At 62.5% G+C, this 15,484-nt stretch carries 13 protein-coding genes; 7 read left to right on the forward strand and 6 right to left on the reverse strand.

The genetic code is table 11. From position 1 onward, the window contains the following. Positions 1-2 precede the first annotated feature (2 nt). Genes VOI22_RS14235 through VOI22_RS14245 form a run of 3 tightly spaced genes read left to right on the forward strand, consistent with a single transcriptional unit; the run spans position 3 to position 2,427 of the window. Entirely contained in the window at positions 3-977 is a 975-nt protein-coding gene (locus VOI22_RS14235; protein ID WP_323797125.1) for a branched-chain amino acid ABC transporter permease, read from the forward strand. After that, positions 974-1,726 carry an ABC transporter ATP-binding protein gene (locus VOI22_RS14240; RefSeq protein ID WP_323797126.1) on the forward strand — a complete coding sequence of 251 codons (753 nt, stop codon included), beginning with the start codon at positions 974-976 and terminating at the stop codon, positions 1,724-1,726. Before VOI22_RS14235 ends, VOI22_RS14240 begins: the two co-directional genes overlap by 4 nt. Then, the gene (locus VOI22_RS14245; RefSeq protein ID WP_323797127.1) at positions 1,726-2,427 is read left to right on the forward strand and encodes an ABC transporter ATP-binding protein; all 702 of its coding nucleotides are present in this window, start codon (positions 1,726-1,728) and stop codon (positions 2,425-2,427) included. The genes VOI22_RS14240 and VOI22_RS14245 overlap by 1 nt, the downstream gene beginning before the upstream one ends. 132 nt (positions 2,428-2,559) lie before the next feature. Here the strand turns inward: VOI22_RS14245 and hemA are convergent, their stop codons facing one another. Beyond that, the gene (gene hemA / locus VOI22_RS14250; protein WP_323797128.1) at positions 2,560-3,771 is read right to left on the reverse strand and encodes a 5-aminolevulinate synthase; all 1,212 of its coding nucleotides are present in this window, start codon (positions 3,769-3,771) and stop codon (positions 2,560-2,562) included. A 394-nt stretch (positions 3,772-4,165) separates the two neighbouring features. Here hemA and leuA point away from each other — a divergent pair, with 394 nt between their 5' ends. Next, positions 4,166-5,845 (forward strand): 2-isopropylmalate synthase, encoded by a 1,680-nt coding sequence (gene leuA / locus VOI22_RS14255; RefSeq protein WP_323797129.1) that lies wholly within the window; start codon positions 4,166-4,168, stop codon positions 5,843-5,845. Here the strand turns inward: leuA and VOI22_RS14260 are convergent. Beyond that, positions 5,842-7,212 (reverse strand): DASS family sodium-coupled anion symporter, encoded by a 1,371-nt coding sequence (locus VOI22_RS14260; RefSeq protein ID WP_323797130.1) that lies wholly within the window; start codon positions 7,210-7,212, stop codon positions 5,842-5,844. The genes leuA and VOI22_RS14260 overlap by 4 nt on opposite strands. Before the next feature lie 172 nt (positions 7,213-7,384). Here VOI22_RS14260 and VOI22_RS14265 point away from each other — a divergent pair, with 172 nt between their 5' ends. After that, entirely contained in the window at positions 7,385-8,218 is an 834-nt protein-coding gene (locus VOI22_RS14265; RefSeq protein ID WP_323797131.1) for a metallophosphoesterase, read from the forward strand. 12 nt (positions 8,219-8,230) lie between these two features. Here the strand turns inward: VOI22_RS14265 and VOI22_RS14270 are convergent, their stop codons facing one another. Together VOI22_RS14270 and VOI22_RS14275 are read right to left on the reverse strand one after the other, a co-directional pair. Next, positions 8,231-9,094: a DMT family transporter gene (locus VOI22_RS14270; protein WP_323797132.1), complete on the reverse strand. Its 864-nt coding sequence runs from the start codon at positions 9,092-9,094 to the stop codon at positions 8,231-8,233. Positions 9,095-9,143: 49 nt separating this feature from the next. Beyond that, complete coding sequence (locus tag VOI22_RS14275) at positions 9,144-9,752, reverse strand: LysE family translocator (RefSeq protein ID WP_323797133.1); 609 nt, start codon at positions 9,750-9,752, stop codon at positions 9,144-9,146. 327 nt (positions 9,753-10,079) lie between these two features. Here VOI22_RS14275 and VOI22_RS14280 point away from each other — a divergent pair, with 327 nt between their 5' ends. Beyond that, positions 10,080-10,694, forward strand: a complete 615-nt coding sequence (locus VOI22_RS14280) for a PAS domain-containing protein (RefSeq protein WP_323797134.1) — start codon at positions 10,080-10,082, stop codon at positions 10,692-10,694. Positions 10,695-10,878: 184 nt separating this feature from the next. Here VOI22_RS14280 and VOI22_RS14285 read toward each other — a convergent pair whose 3' ends face one another. After that, entirely contained in the window at positions 10,879-11,340 is a 462-nt protein-coding gene (locus tag VOI22_RS14285; protein ID WP_323797135.1) for an Lrp/AsnC family transcriptional regulator, read from the reverse strand. Then, the gene (locus VOI22_RS14290; protein ID WP_323797136.1) at positions 11,337-12,590 is read right to left on the reverse strand and encodes an adenylate/guanylate cyclase domain-containing protein; all 1,254 of its coding nucleotides are present in this window, start codon (positions 12,588-12,590) and stop codon (positions 11,337-11,339) included. The genes VOI22_RS14285 and VOI22_RS14290 overlap by 4 nt, the downstream gene beginning before the upstream one ends. An 87-nt stretch (positions 12,591-12,677) precedes the next feature. On the opposite strand from VOI22_RS14290, the gene VOI22_RS14295 reads away from it, so the two are divergent. Further along, positions 12,678-15,458, forward strand: coding sequence for an ATP-dependent DNA helicase (locus VOI22_RS14295; RefSeq protein WP_323797137.1), 2,781 nt, complete (start codon positions 12,678-12,680; stop codon positions 15,456-15,458). Positions 15,459-15,484: the final 26 nt, after the last annotated feature.

A 15,484-nucleotide genomic window follows, 5' to 3' on the forward strand; every position in this document is an offset into this window, starting at 1 on the left:
CCATGACATTGCTGTTCAGAACGGGCCTTCCGGCCTTCGTCATGGTCGCTGGGCTCGGGTTCCTTGCCCTGCTGCCGTTACTTGCCGAATGGGTCGACAACATCTTCCTGATCGATCTGTTCATGCGTCTGATGATTCTCAGCATCGCCGCGGTCGGGCTTAACCTGATCCTCGGGTATGGCGGGATGGTCAGCTTCGGCCATGCTGCCTATCTGGTGATTGGCGCCTATGCCGTCGGTATTCCTGCCTATTACGATGTCTATGACGGCTTTCTGCAGTTCGCCATCGCCATCTTCGCATCGGCGGCAGTCGCTCTCGTCACTGGCGCCATCGCGCTGCGTACCAAGGGCGTCTATTTCATCATGATCACCATGGCCTTCGCGCAGATGGTGTATTTCACCTTCGTGTCGATCGAGGAATATGGCGCCGATGACGGCCTGACCATCAACATGCGCAGCGAGTTCGCGGGGCTCCTCGATATCGAGGACAATTTCACCCTCTATTACTTCGTCCTGGTCTCTCTGATCGCAGTGCTGGGGCTGGTCTACAGGATCGTGCATTCCCGTTTCGGCATGGTGATTTCCGGCGCCAAGGGGAACGAGCGCCGGATGCAGGCCGTCGGGTTTCCGACCTATCGGTATCGCCTTGTCTGCTACGTGATCTCCGGCGCTATCTGCGGTTATGCCGGGGCGCTGCTCGGTAACTTCACCAACTTCATCACGCCCGAGATGGGCGATTGGGTGCATTCAGGCGAGCTGATCTTCATGGTCGTGCTCGGTGGCGCGGGGAGCCTGTTCGGGCCAGTGCTTGGGACGGCGGTCTTTATCCTGTTGGAGGAATATCTCTCCCGCCTGACCCAGTACTGGCACTTTCCATTCGGCGCGATGCTGATCCTGGTGGTGATCTTCACCCGTGGGGGCATCAACGGAATGTTCCGCTGGATCGGTATGAAATCCGGTATCGGAGGACGGTCATGAGCGGCGCGTTTCTCGAGGTTCGGAACCTCTACAAGAGTTATGGCGGGATCGCCGCGACGGATCATGTCGACCTCGATGTCCGCAAGTCCGAGCTGCATGCGATCATCGGCCCGAACGGCGCCGGCAAGACCACGCTGATCTCCCAGCTTTCGGGCGAGATCGATCCGGACGGCGGGACGATCCGCTTCGACGGTCGCGACATGACGCGCACACCTGCTTACAAGCGCTCGTTGCTCGGTCTTGCCCGGTCTTTTCAGATCACCAGCCTGATGCTGGACATGACAGTGCTTGAGAACGTCTCACTCGCGGTTCAGGCCCATGCCGGACACTCGTTCCGGTTCTGGCGGGCGGCCCGTAAGGATCCGGCTCTGACGGAGCCTGCGATGGCCGCGCTTCGGGCTGTCGGGCTTCAGGATCGAGCCAATGACGTTGCTCAGGCCATGTCTCACGGTGAGCATCGCCAGCTTGAGATTGCCATGGCCCTGGCGACAAAACCGGTCCTGCTGCTGCTCGACGAGCCGATGGCGGGGATGGGGGTGGAGGAATCCAAGCGCATGGTAGAGATCCTGCGCAGTCTGAAAGGCGAAAAGACCATGCTCCTGATCGAGCACGATATGGACGCGGTCTTCGCATTGGCGGACCGGATTTCGGTATTGGTCTACGGTCGCGTCATCGCGACCGGGACACCCGAGGAGATTCGCGGTGACGAGGCCGTGCGCCGGGCCTATCTCGGCGACGAGGTGGCGTGATGCTGAGAGTAGAACAGATCGAGACATTCTACGGCGCCAGCCAGGCCCTGTTCGGAATGAGTTTGAAAATCGGCTCGAACGAGGTCGTAACGCTGATGGGGCGGAACGGCATGGGCAAGACCACGACTGTGAACTCGATCATGGGCATCGTTCGCCCTTCGTCAGGCCGTATCGTCTTCGAGGCGGACGACATCACCAGGGCACCGGCATACCGGATCGCCCGCTACGGCATCGGGCTGGTGCCGGAAGGCCGCCAGGTTTTCCCGAATCTCAGTGTGCGCGAGAACCTTGTGGCGACCGCGGCGAACCGCTTCAATTCCCGTGACCCTTGGACCGTCGAGAGCGTGCTTGCCATGTTCCCGGAACTGGAAGTCCGGATGACGTCGATGGCTAATCTTCTGTCTGGCGGCGAGCAGCAGATGCTCGCCATCGGCCGGGCGCTGATGACCAACCCGAAGCTTCTGATCCTGGACGAAGCGACCGAGGGCTTGGCCCCGCTGATCCGTCAGGAGATCTGGCATTGTCTGGAGCGTTTGAAACAGGCGGGCCAGGCGATCCTTGTCATTGACAAGAACATCGATGATTTAAAGCGGATCGCGGACCGGCATTATGTGGTCGAAAAGGGCCAGGTGGTCTGGACGGGGACGACTGCCGAGCTCGATGAAAATGCGGCGCTGATCCAGGAAAAGCTCGGGGTTTAAACAGGCCCTTCAACCATTGTCCCATACTTAGCCGTCATCCCGTCGAAAGACGGGACCCAGGGATCATAAAGCTGAGTTCAATGATCATCTGGGTCCCTGCTCTGCGGCAGGGATGACGTCATGGGAGGCTCGTTACGCGCTCTTCCGGATCCCCGCTTCATTGAACATCGGCACCAGAATATCCACCAGCTCCGCGATCATCGCGTCGGTATGGCGCGGCGTTGGCGTGAAGCGCAGGCGCTCCGTTCCCGTGTCCACGGTGGGGTAGTTGATCGCGGTCACGTAGATATTGTGATCGTAGAGCAGCCGGTTTGAAAACTCTCGGGCCTTGGCCGCGTCGCCGACCAGTAACGGCACGATATGGCTTTCGGACGGCATGACCGGCAGGCCAGCCGCGCGGAACGCTTCCTTCAGACGGGCAGCCTGCCGTTGCTGCATCGCTCGTTCCTGGCTGCTTTCCTTCAGGTGCCTGATGCTCGCGGTGGCCGCGGCAGCGACCATCGGGGGCAGGGAGGTGGTGAAAATGAAGCCGGGGGCGACGCTGCGGATGTAATCCAGCACGTGGGCCGGACCGGCGAGATAACCGCCATGCACGCCGATGGCCTTGCCGAGCGTTCCCTCAATCAGGTCAACCTTGTCCAGCACATCGTCCCGCTCGGCGATGCCGGCGCCGCGTGGCCCGTACATGCCGACCGCATGGACTTCGTCGAGATAGGTGATCGCGTTGAATTCATGCGCGAGATCGCAGATCTCCTCGATCAGGCCTATATCGCCATCCATTGAATAAACGCTCTCGAAGGCGACCATCTTGTGGCTTTCGGGATCGGCCGCTTCCAGCAACTCGCGCAGATGCGCGAGGTCGTTATGCCGGAAGATATGTTTGCGGGCTTTGCCCTTGCGAATGCCCTGAATCATCGAGGCATGGTTCTTCTGGTCGGAGAACACATCCATGTTCGGCGACGCGCTGAGCAGGGTGGAAAGGCTGGCCTCGTTGGCGATATAGCCGGACGTAAAGAGCAGGGCCGCTTCCTTCCGGTGCCAGTCCGCGAGTTCTTCCTCAAGCGCGACATGATAGTGACTGGTGCCGGAAATGTTGCGTGTACCGCCGGCGCCGACGCCGGTTTGTTCCACGGCCTCATGCACTGCGCTTCGCAGCACATCGCTCTGCCCCATCGCCAGATAATCGTTCGAACACCATACCAGCACCTGTTCCACGTCGCCGTCCCGGTGGTGCTTGTAGTAGGGGAACTTGTCCGCCTGCTTCTCCAGATCGGCGAACACGCGATAGCGGTCCTCGGCCTTGATCCGGTCCAGCTCGTTGCGGCAGATATCGAAGAGGTTCACAGCCTCTCTCCCGGTTTTTGCAGCTTAAGTCTCTTGCGTTTTTCGACCAGGATTAATGATCCAGGTCAAACTGCACGCTCTTAGCTTGACTGGTATACCGGATTCTGGCTATTTTTCGCGCGATATGTTGACGCACACGCACCTCAGCTTCGCGCTACGACTTAGGATCCCGGCTCTTTAGAGAGTCCGGGTCACGTCGCTCGTCTATGCTTGAGCCGTGCTGATGCGTTGCCGATGGATCACCATCCCGCCTCACACAATCGAACAGAGACTCTTCTCCGTCGGCCTTTTTGCAGGCACGGTTCGAAGGACGCGCGCATTCAGGAATAGAATTTGAATGTTGAAAACGGGCAGGCGCTCACAGGAAAATGCGCCGCCCATGGGAGTTGAAGTGATGAACCACATGCCGATCGAAAAATACCGCGCCTATTCCCGGGTCGATCTGCCGGACCGGACATGGCCCTCGAAGATCATCGACAAGGCACCGATCTGGTGCAGTGTCGATCTGCGGGACGGTAATCAGGCACTGGTCGATCCGATGGACAGCGCGCGCAAGCACCGGATGTTCAAGACGCTGGTCGAGATGGGCTTCAAGGAAATCGAAGTCGGCTTCCCGAGCGCGTCAGACACCGATTTCAATTTCGTCCGCGAGATCATCGAGGGCGGCCTGATCCCGGATGACGTGACCATCCAGGTGCTGACCCAGGCCCGCGAGCATCTGATTGAACGGACCATCGAAAGCCTGATGGGCGCCAAGAGCGCTATCGTCCATCTCTACAACTCGACCTCGGAGCTGCAGCGCCGGGTTGTGTTCAATGAGGACCAGGCAGGAGTCAAGAAGATCGCCGTCGAAGGCGCGACCATGGTCAAGGAGCGGCTCGCCCGCCTGGAAGAGGCCGGCACCCGGGTGCGCCTGCAATATTCTCCGGAAAGCTTCACCGGCACCGAGCTGGAATACGCGCTGGAAGTTTGCGAAGCGGTGATGGATGTCTGGCAGCCGACGCCGGAGAACCCGGTGATCATCAACCTGCCCTCGACGGTCGAGATGTCGACCCCGAACATTTATGCCGATCAGATCGAGTGGATGCATCGGCACTTCACCCGCCGGGATTCAATTATCCTCTGCGTCCATCCGCACAACGACCGGGGAACCGGGGTTGCCGCTACGGAAATGGCGATCATGGCCGGTGCCGACCGTGTCGAAGGCACCCTGTTCGGTAACGGCGAGCGGACCGGCAACGTCGATCTGATTACTCTCGGCCTGAATCTCTTCACCCAGGGCATCGACCCGGAGCTGGATTTCTCCGACATCAACGGCCTGATGGAGACAGCGGAATATTGCAACCAGTTGCCGATCCATCCTCGCCACCCTTATGCGGGCGAGTTGGTGCACACGGCCTTCTCCGGCTCGCACCAGGATGCGATCAACAAGGGCATGCAGGCGATCCGAAAGGCGAACGATCCGCATTGGGAAGTGCCCTACCTGCCGATCGACCCGCAGGATATTGGCCGTGATTACGAGGCCATCATCCGGGTCAACAGCCAGTCTGGTAAAGGCGGGGTTGCCTACCTGCTCGAAACCGACCACGCGATCAAGCTGCCGAAGCCGGCACAGGCCCAGTTCAGCCAGGCGATCCAGAAGATCACCGATGCAACCGGCAAGGAGATCGACAGCGAGACTATCTGGTCGACCTTCGATGCGGAATTTATCCATCAGCCGGACGCGCCTTTCAGCCTGGTGTCCTTCAAGTCCAGATCGCTGGAAGGCTCGAACGAGCGCGAGCACATCACGGCGGTGGTAAAGCATGAGGGCAAGGATCATGTGGTCGAGGCCGAAGGCAACGGTCCGATTTCGGCTTTCGTGAACGGATTGCGCCATGAATTCGGGCTCAATTTCCGGCTGAAGGACTATACCGAGCACACGCGCTCGGTCGGCTCGCGGGCCGAGGCGGCCGCTTATATCGAGCTCAATGTGCCGGATGCGAACGGCCGCAGTGTGTTCGGGGTTGGTATCGATACCTCGATCACCATGGCCCCGATCCGGGCTGTGATGAGCGCGGTCAACCGCATCTAGAAGAGCTGCAACAACACCCAGCCGAGCGCGGTCAGGACAACGACCGCGCCGGCATTCATCCAGATCCCGGCGCGGACCATGTCCGCGACACGCAGCCCGCCGGCGCCGAAAACGATGGCGTTCGGCGGCGTTGCCACCGGCATCATGAAGGCGCAGCTCGCGGCCAGGGTCACCGGAGCGAGCAGGGCGAACAGGGGCAGCCCGAGCGCTTGGGCCAGCCCGGCCATGATCGGCAGGAAAGCAGCCGCTGATGCGGTGTTGCTTGCCAGCTCCGTTGTCAGCAGAACCGTGAGAACTGAAAGCCCTGTCGCCGCGGCAGCGGGCAGGTCCCCGGTTATATCCGACAGAGAAGCGGCTAGTGTCGCGGCCAGGCCGGTTTCGGTGAGGGCCGAGGCGAGCGAGAGACCGCCGCCGAACAGCAGCAGAACGCCCCAGCGGATGCCGCGTGCTTCCTCCCAGGTCAGCAGCGGACGGCGTTCTTCTCCCGAGGGAATTGCGAACAGGACAAGACCGGCGGAGAGCGCGATCGCGGTATCGCTGAGCGCCGGAAAATAGACAGCGATGGCTGGTCGGAAAACCCATGCCAGCGCTGTCAGGGTCAGGATGACGAGCATGCGCTTCTCCCGGACTGTCATTGGTCCCGGCGGCGAAGGCATAGCCTCCGCTTCAAGCTGCTCGACCGTGCCGAAGGCAAGCCGGCTCAGGACTAGCCAGGCCAGCGCAAGCAGCAGGAAACTGACTGGAAGGCCGACCAGCATCCATTCCCCGAATCCGAGCGCCTGGCCATGTGCCTGATCGAGATAGGCGGCAAGCATCGCGTTCGGCGGGGTACCGATAAGGGTTGCGACACCGCCGATGGAGCAGCCGTAGGCCACAGCCAGGAGCAGTGCCTTCTGGCATCGTGGCGGCGCCCCGGTGAGAACTGCCTGGGCGACGGGCAGCAGCATGATCGCGCTGGCCGTGTTGCTGATCCACATCGAGGGCAGGGCTCCAGCCAGGAGAAACCCGGCGATAAGCCGGCTGCTTCCGGTCCCGGTCAGCCGCAGGATGGTGAAGGAGAGCCGCTTGTGAAGCCCCGAGCCGGAGATTGCCGCGCCGAGCAGAAAGCCCCCGAGAAACAGGAACAGCAGCGGATGCGCGTACGGCGCGGCCGCCTCTTTCGCACCCGTGACCCCGAGCAAGGGGAAGAGCAGAGCGGGCAGAAGGGCTGTCGCGGGCAACGGCAATGCCTCGCCGATCCACCAGACCGCCATCAGGACAGCGACGGCCATGGCGTGCCACCCGGCGGGACTGAAAGCCGCCGGCGGGTCTGCCAGCAGCATGATGCAAAAAAGAACGAGGCCTGCCAGAAGCGGCACTTTTCGCACAACCGGTGTCCCGTAATTTTCCATGCGATCAAAGCTCTGTCCGTGGGCCCGGCGCATCATAGCCATTATGGGGCGGTGCCGTCCCTCTCTTCGGTGCGGCACCCGGACGTGTCGATTTGCGTTCTGGACACGATGGTGATCTGTCGCCCTAAGATGTCCTTTGTCGAAATCAATGCCGGAGAGCCAACTGGACTCGCAACTTGAAATACGCCGCTATGAATGGCGCGAAGTACCGCGGCAGGTCAGCAACGGGCATATGGTGGTGGCGATCGGCGACGTGCATGGCCGGGCCGATCTGCTGACCGCGCTCTATGGAGCGATTGCGGAGGATGTCGCCCGGCTGAAACCGGAGCGGGTGACGGCGATCCTGCTGGGCGATCTGATCGACCGCGGGCCGGACAGCCTGGAAGTGCTCGGCCTTGCGCTGGGCGGTCTGAGCGCGTTCACCAAAAAGCCGGTCGAGGATATCTGCCTTGTCGGTAATCACGATTACTGGCTGCGTCAGGCGGTGGACGGCACCCTTGAGGATGAAGACCTCCGGTTCTGGGGCGCCAATGGCGGCGAGGAGACCTGGCACAGTCTCGGCATCAGCCGGCTGGTCGGCGCCCGCGACATGATCATGCAGACCCGGCGGCGCCTGCCGGAGCCGGTGCTGGACTTCATCAGGAATATGTCGGTCACTTACCGCGTCGACGATTACCTCTTCGTCCATGCAGGTATCGATCCGCGCCAGCCACTCAATGCGCAGACCCTGAAAACGCTTTGCTGGATTCGCGATCCCTTCCTCCACCCGGACGTCTGGCCGTTCGAGCTGACCGTTGTGCATGGCCACACGGTCGAGTGGAACCATGGGGAGCCGCTGGTGCACGATCACCGCATCGGTATCGATACGGGCGCGGTGAATACGGGTGTGCTGACGGCGCTGGAGATCAATTCGAGCCAGATGCGCTTTGTTCAGGTCTGGGACGAGAAAGCCCTGGAAGAGGATCGGCGCCGCTCCGGATAGTGTCAGGCCCGGTTAGCGCTTCAGGACAAGCACGTTGCCGGTCAGGATCATGGCCGTGCCGCCGACGATCGCTGCGGTCAGCGCCACGTCTTCCAGGACGGTCGAGATCAGCAGCGCCATCACCGGCACGACGGTGAAGATATAGGCTGCCCGACCGGGCCCGATCCGGGTGACCAGGCTGAAGAACATCAGGAAGGCCACGCAGGACGCGGCGATCCCGAGATAGAGCAGGGACCCGACATAGCGCAGCGACCAGTCGAAGGTGAAGGGCTGGCTGGCTACGCCGGCAACCGCGAGGCAGATCATGGCGCCGCCGAGGGCGCCCCAGAAATTCGCGGCGAAGGGTGGGACGCTGGCGCGGTGGTTGCGGGCGCCGATGACGGTCCCGACCGCGGTGCCGAACGACGCCCCGAGCCCCCAGAGCATGCCGAATAGCAATGTTGACCCGCCGGAGAGACCGGCAATGTCCGGTGCGACGATCACGCCGAGCCCGCCGATACCGATCACCATGCCGAGGACGGCGCGTGGTCGCACGGTCTCTCCAAGCATCAGAAAGCCGATGATGGTGGCGAAGATCGGCGAGGTGGACAGGGCCAGCGTCGCAACGCCGCTCGGGATATAGGTCGTGGCGTTATAGAAACAGATGAAGTTCAGGGCGAAGAAGGTCGCCGCGTGCACCGCCAGCCAGGGCAGGTCCGCGCGGCGTACCCGGAGCGGGGTGCGGGTCACAACGATCACGCTGAGCATGGCGACGGTCATCAGCAGCATGCGATAGCCGACCGAGACCGGAATCGGCACGATACCGGCCTGCAGGGTTGTCACAAACGCCCCCGTGGCCCAGATCAGGGCGGTGCTGACAAACAAGAAAAGGGACACGCGGGATCCAGACGTGTGGAGGTAAGAGCCAGTAGCAGTTAGGCCGTATTCATGGCTTTACCGCAAGCGCGACCGAGACCAGCAGCAATATCGCCATGACGATGTTGAAGGCCCTGCCGATCTTCGGGGATCGGATAAAGCTGGCGAACACACCGCCGAACACCAGCCAGGTGCCGTTCACGAACAGCATGATACAGGTCAGCACGCCAAGCTTGAACAGCGTGTCGGTAATCGGGTCCGTCTCGATAAGAACGTTCCCGGCATAGAGCGCGCTGAATACAGTATAGGCCTTCACATTGATCATCGACACGGTATAGCCAGAGGCAAAACCCGGCGCGGCGCCTCCCGCATCGGCATGCATGCCGGGCAGAGGCGCCGTGGCGATCCTGTAGGCGAGATAGAGCATGTAGAGGATCGCGGCACCGACAAGAACCGGGCCGGCACCGGGCACGGCGAGCAGCAACCCGGTAACACCGGACGCGGTTAGGCACAGCACAGTAAAGACTCCGGCATAAATGCCTAACAGAAATGGCAGACTGGCCCGCACCCCGAACGCCGCCCCGTTCGCGGTGACAGCGACGATGGCCGGGCCGGGGCTGCCCATCAGCGGCAGGGCCATGGTGAGCAGGGCGAGGATACTGTCGAGTGTCGGTATCATTTTGAAAGGCCTCCCCGGGGCCCGAGCCAATTTTCGTTTGAGTGTATTCTGGCGGGTGAGCGCGCGTCGATAAACGGGGCGCGGAGAATGAATAGTGGAGCGAATGGCCGTTAGTGAGGGCTGCGTTGAGAGTGATTTGGAGCAGAGCCGTGCCGTATAACCCGGACTTCAGAGTCCCGAATTGCAGAACCGGAGCATGGTTTCTTCAAGTCAGAAAAACGCGATTAATCTGATATTCATGCTTCGATGTTATTCGGGTTCTCACCCATACGGGCGGATCGCTTCGTGTCCGGAGACTACGTGACTTAAGAATGAGGCTTTGAATAAATGAATCGAAGCACGACGGCGGCGGGAAATGCTACTTATCGCGGAGCCACGCCCAACGATATCGCCACTTATTCGAGGGCGGAGTTCTTCGATCTCTCTCTGATAGCCGAACCCAATCTGCGCCGGATCGCCGACTATTGGTTATCGAAGTGTAACGGGCGTCGAATGCCGAGCCGTCTCGATATCGATCCGATCGACATTCCTTGGGCCTTGTCTCGAATTTTTTTGGTCGATTACGACCGTGAAACCGAGAAATACAGCTACCGGGTTGCTGGAAATGAGGTTGAAGAAATCTTTTCCCAGTTCACCAAAAAATTCTCGATGCGGGACGTCAACCTTGACGAGATGTTGCCTCCGGGATCAGCGCCTATCGTTCACGAGCGTTGGCGCCCACTCGCCGAGAACGGCGACATCGTCTACATGTCCGGTTTGGTCTATGCCGCGGTTGAACGGGTTCCTCTTGGGGCGCGGATTCTTCTGCCGCTGTCAGATCGGGAGGACGGCGAGCCGAGCGGGCTGATTGGCTACACCGAATGCGAATGGGTCCAGCGCGGCGATGGCCTGGATACGACCGGGCTCGACATTCACTACATCCCGCTTCCCGACCCCGACTGATTCAAGTCGGGCGGATTGCGGTGGGTGGTTATAGTGGGCGCGTGTTCCCCAAAACCGTCATCCCGACAAAAGTAGAGACCCAGAGATCGCAGAGCGTTGTCCGGTTTTCCTGGGTTCCTGCGTGCGCGCGAATGACGGCGTTTGTTGGTTGAGTGGGGTGGCTGAGGGTGGAAAGAGTTCCGCCTCAAACCGGCAGGACCGCGCTTTCCTTCGGTGACTTCAACGCGATAACCGTCTGGCTCCTTGTTACCCCCGGCAGCAGCTTGATGCGGTTGGAAATCACGTCTTCCAGCGCGTCGTTGGAGCGGGTGCGGATTTTCAGCAGGTAGGACCAGTCGCCGGTGACATGATGGCATTCGAGCACTTCGGGCATGGCGAGCACCGCTTCCAGGAAGGCTTCGTTATGGACGCTCCAGTCAATCAGCACTGAGACATAGGCGAGAACTTCGAGACCGATGGCTGCCGGTTCCAGGATGGCGCCGTAGCCGCGGATCGCACCGGCGGCCTGAAGCTTCTTCAGTCGCTCATTGACGGCGGAGACGGACAGGCCGGCATGGGCGCCAATATCGGCGTAGGCGGCGCGGCCGTTGCTCTGGATAAAGGTCAGGATGGCGCGGTCGATGGCATCGAATTTCGGCTCACTCATCGCACGCCTCCTGTGGCTGCCGGGAGGGGGGCATAGAGCGCGCGCTCGCCCTTCACGCCGCGTAACTCCGTCCGGGTCAGCAGCCTGGTTTGCTCAGGCAGCAGGGCAGCGATGGTCTCCGACAGGATGACGTCGGTGCCCAGCGAACGGCAGAGACTCTCCATGCGGCTGGCCTCGTTCACAGCGGGGCCGATCACCGTGAAGTCGAGCCGGTCGCGGGAGCCGACATTGCCGAACATGACCTCGCCCAGATGCAGCGCCACGTTGAGACCCATGGCCGGACGTTCCAGACCCGCCTCGGTTTCGGCCAAGGCATCGACAGCGGCCAGTGCCTCGGTCGTGGCCTGCAGCGCCTTACGGGCGACCTCCCGCTGCATGCCTTGCTCGAACGGGAAGATGGCGAGGAACCCGTCGCCGAGGAATTTCAGCACCTGACCGCCGGCGGCATGGACCGGCGCCAGCATGGCGTCGAAATAGCGGTTCAGCGCCGAGACCATCTCCTCTTTCGAGACGATGTCGCTGACGCTGGTGAAATCGGACAGGTCGGCGATCATCAGCACGGCATCCAGGCTTTCCGCCATGCCGCGCCGGATCTCGCCTTTCAGGATGCGGCTGCCGACCAGCGGGCCGACATAGGCATCTAGCAGGTTCGCAGATATTTCCTGATCGAGATGCGCCTGAATGGCCGAGGTCAGGGCCGGCACGATGCTGTCGATGAAGGCGATGTCATGCTCGGAGAAACCGTCCGGATGGCGGGTCAGCCAGCGCAGCAGAGCGCCGCAACTGCGTTCCCCCTCACGGATCAGGCGCAGCGCTTCCGCGCCGCCAAACATGCAGGCGTAATAGTCGGTGAAACCCTCGTCGCGGAATTCTTCGAAGGCAGTGAAATCCAGTTCGGCATCGGACCCGGTGAGCCGCCGCCGGAGGCGCAGCGTGCCGGTCGCCATCATGTGCCGCAACGGGCTGGCTTTCCATTCCTCGGATTCGTCCCGGCTATAGGCAATCTCGTGCCGGTGGCCGGTGACGGCGGTATTCTCCGCCCGGTCCCAGTCGAACATCAGCGAGCCGATTTCCGGATGCAGCGTATACATCGCCACCCGGCAGCGGTCGAGCGGCACCCCGGCCTCAACGATCCGTTCCGCCGTCGCCGCGACCAGCTCCTCGTTCGGCGCTTTTTCCCATGCCTGATAGATCAGCCACTGGATCAGCGCCGTCGCTTTTTCATCCGGGATCGCAGGGCTCGCGAACATGATCTTTTTTCCTCACTTCAGACGGGCACAGAATGCAGGCTCCAAGCACTTCTGGCAAACCCGGCGCGGCCTTGATAAAGGGAGGGGATGACCTCCTCCGAGCGCGAGATCCGTATACCCTCATTGCCGAGCCTTGTCCTCGCCCCGCGTTTCGCGGTCTGGCTCGGGACGGACGGTGATCTGGAGCAGATCAGCCACGAGGAAGCGGCTGGCCGGCTGCGCGCCGGGCCGTGCCTCGTCGCCCATGCCCGTGCGATATCCCGGCGGCTCCGGCTCGACGGAATCGCGGCAGTCGACGTTCTCGAACTTTTCGCCTTCGTCCGCCCCGCCCAATTCTGTCTGCCGACACCGCGCGGCCTTGCCGACGCGCTGATGCTGGCGCCGCCGCAGGATCATGAGGACGAGGCGCTGGTGCTGTCATCGGCCGCAGCCTCCCTCCTGGCGGAGCTTGCCGACAAGGACCGGGACCCAAGCGCCCGGCCGATTGCCGAGACCATGCGCAATTGCGGCTGGGCCTGGGGCGATGCGGTGCTGCATGCGCTGGGTGCCGGGGAATTGCCGCCACCGGGCCCGGTGCGGCCGAGCGGATTGCAGGTCTGGCGCCGGCTGGAGGAATGGTCCGAACATGCGCCGGAGCCGCCGGCCGGTAACAAACCGGTTGGCGATGCGGAAGCGCGGGAGAGGCTGGCGACGTTGCTCGGAGATGGAGCGGAAGCGCGGCCGAGCCAGGCGGACTATGCCTCCGCCGTCTCCGCCGCCTTCATGCCGCGCGAAGAGGAACGGCGCCCGAATGTGGTGTTGGCGGAAGCCGGCACCGGCGTCGGCAAGACCCTTGGCTATATCGCGCCCGCCAGCGTCTGGGCGGAGAAGAACGAGGGCGCGGTCTGGGTTTCCACCTACACCCGCAACCTGCAGCACCAGATCGACGGCGAGCTTGACCGGCTTTATCCGGACCCGGTGCGCAAGGCGCTGAAGGCGGTGGTGCGCAAGGGGCGGGAGAATTATCTCTGCCTGCTCAATCTGGAAGAGGCGGTGAACACGCTGCCGACCATGCCGCAATTCGGCACCGCCCTCGGCCTGATGGCGCGCTGGGCGGAAGTGACCCGGGACGGGGACGTGCAGGGCGGGGATTTCCCGGCTTGGCTGGCCGATCTGCTTGGGCGGGGCCGCACCGTCGGGCTGGCGGACCGGCGCGGCGAGTGCATCTATTCCGCCTGCCCGCATTATTCCAAATGCTACATCGAGAAATCCGTGCGCCGGGCCCGGCGGGCGGAGATCGTCGTCGCAAATCATGCGCTGGTGATGATCCAGGCGGCGCTTGGCGGGATCGACGACGGGGCACTGCCGACCCGCTATGTGTTCGATGAGGGACATCATGTCTTCGATGCGGCCGACAGCGCCTTCTCGGCGCATCTGACTGCGATCGAGACAATTGAGCTGCGGCGCTGGCTGATCGGCGCCGAGGGCCGCCGTTCCGGCCGGGCGCGCGGTCTGAAGAAACGCGTCGAGGATCTGATTGCTGACGACGAGAAGGCACTGGAGGCTCTTGAAGAGGTAATCCATGCCGCCCGCGTGCTGCCGGGCGAGGGCTGGTTGACCCGGATCGCCGAGGGAGAGACGCGGGGCGAGACGGAGCGTTTCCTGGCACTTGTCCGCACCCAGGTCTATGCCCGGACCGAGCAGCCGGATAGCCCCTATTCAATGCAGACGGACACCCATCCGCCGGTAGACGGTCTGCTGGATGCGGCCGAAGCGCTCGACACCGCGCTGGCCCGCATCCTGACCCCGCTGAAGGCGTTGAAGAAGCGGCTGGAGAGCCGGCTGGACGAGGATGCGGACGAGCTGGAAAGCGCCATCCGCCTGCGCATCGAGGCGGTCGCACGCTCCCTGCAGCGGCGCGGTGAGATGACGCTGGGCGCCTGGCGCGACATGCTGAAGGCGCTGGCGCACGAAACCCCGGCGGAATATGTCGACTGGCTCGAGATCGACCGGATGGACGGCCGGGACATGGATCTCGGCCTACACCGGCACTGGATCGATCCGGGCCGGCCCTTCGCCGAAGCGGTGGTGAAACCCGCGCAGGGCGTGGTCATGACCTCGGCCACATTGCGGGACGGTACCGGCAACGATTTCCGCGACTGGCAAGCGGCGGAAGAGCGGACCGGGGCGGTCTGGCTGGATGCGCCGGCGGTGCATGCGGCCGTTGCCTCGCCATTCGATTATCCGTCCCGGACCCGCGTCTTCATCGTCAACGATGTGCGCAAGGACGACATGGCGCAGGTTGCGTCGGCCTATCGGGAGCTGTTCCTCGCCTCCGGCGGTGGCGCGCTCGGCCTGTTCACCGCAATCCAGCGCTTGCGCGAGGTGCACCGGCGGATCGGCGGCGCTATCGACGAGGCCGATCTGCCGCTCTATGCCCAGCATGTGGATGGGCTCGACCTTTCCACCCTGATCGACATCTTTCGGGCAGAGGAAAACGCCTGCCTGCTCGGCACGGACGCGGTGCGGGACGGGGTGGATGTGCCCGGCAACGCCCTGCGCCTGATCGTCTTCGACCGGGTGCCCTGGCCACGCCCGGATATCCTCTATCGTGCCCGCCGTTCGGCTTTCGGCGGTGGCAGCTACACGGACATGCTGACCCGGCTGAAGCTGAAGCAGGCCTTCGGGCGCCTTGTGCGCAGGGCGGATGATCGTGGTGTCTTCGTGCTGCTCGATCCGATGATGCCGACCCGGCTGCTCGGGGCCTTCCCGGAGGGTGTCGAGGTGCGACGCTGCGGCCTTGCCGAGGCGGTGGTGGAGACCCGTGCCTTTTTCGGGACGGCACCTGTTCCAACACCGTCAGTTGACGCGGACGAGGTGCCGTTTTAACCCCATAATCAATCAATAAGGCCGTC

Source organism: Nisaea sp., assembly GCF_034670185.1.
GTDB lineage: Bacteria > Pseudomonadota > Alphaproteobacteria > Thalassobaculales > Thalassobaculaceae > Nisaea.

Excerpts from the sequence above, each read along its gene's own strand:
- VOI22_RS14235 (WP_323797125.1), top strand. The coding sequence starts at position 3 with ATGACATTGCTGTTCAGAACGGGCCTTCCGGCCTTCGTCATGGTCGCT.
- VOI22_RS14240 (WP_323797126.1), top strand. The coding sequence starts at position 974 with ATGAGCGGCGCGTTTCTCGAGGTTCGGAACCTCTACAAGAGTTATGGC.
- VOI22_RS14245 (WP_323797127.1), top strand. The coding sequence starts at position 1,726 with ATGCTGAGAGTAGAACAGATCGAGACATTCTACGGCGCCAGCCAGGCC.
- leuA (WP_323797129.1), top strand. The coding sequence starts at position 4,166 with ATGAACCACATGCCGATCGAAAAATACCGCGCCTATTCCCGGGTCGAT.
- VOI22_RS14265 (WP_323797131.1), top strand. The coding sequence starts at position 7,385 with ATGCCGGAGAGCCAACTGGACTCGCAACTTGAAATACGCCGCTATGAA.
- VOI22_RS14275 (WP_323797133.1), bottom strand. The coding sequence starts at position 9,752 with ATGATACCGACACTCGACAGTATCCTCGCCCTGCTCACCATGGCCCTG.
- VOI22_RS14280 (WP_323797134.1), top strand. The coding sequence starts at position 10,080 with ATGAATCGAAGCACGACGGCGGCGGGAAATGCTACTTATCGCGGAGCC.
- VOI22_RS14285 (WP_323797135.1), bottom strand. The coding sequence starts at position 11,340 with ATGAGTGAGCCGAAATTCGATGCCATCGACCGCGCCATCCTGACCTTT.
- VOI22_RS14290 (WP_323797136.1), bottom strand. The coding sequence starts at position 12,590 with ATGTTCGCGAGCCCTGCGATCCCGGATGAAAAAGCGACGGCGCTGATC.
- VOI22_RS14295 (WP_323797137.1), top strand. The coding sequence starts at position 12,678 with ATGACCTCCTCCGAGCGCGAGATCCGTATACCCTCATTGCCGAGCCTT.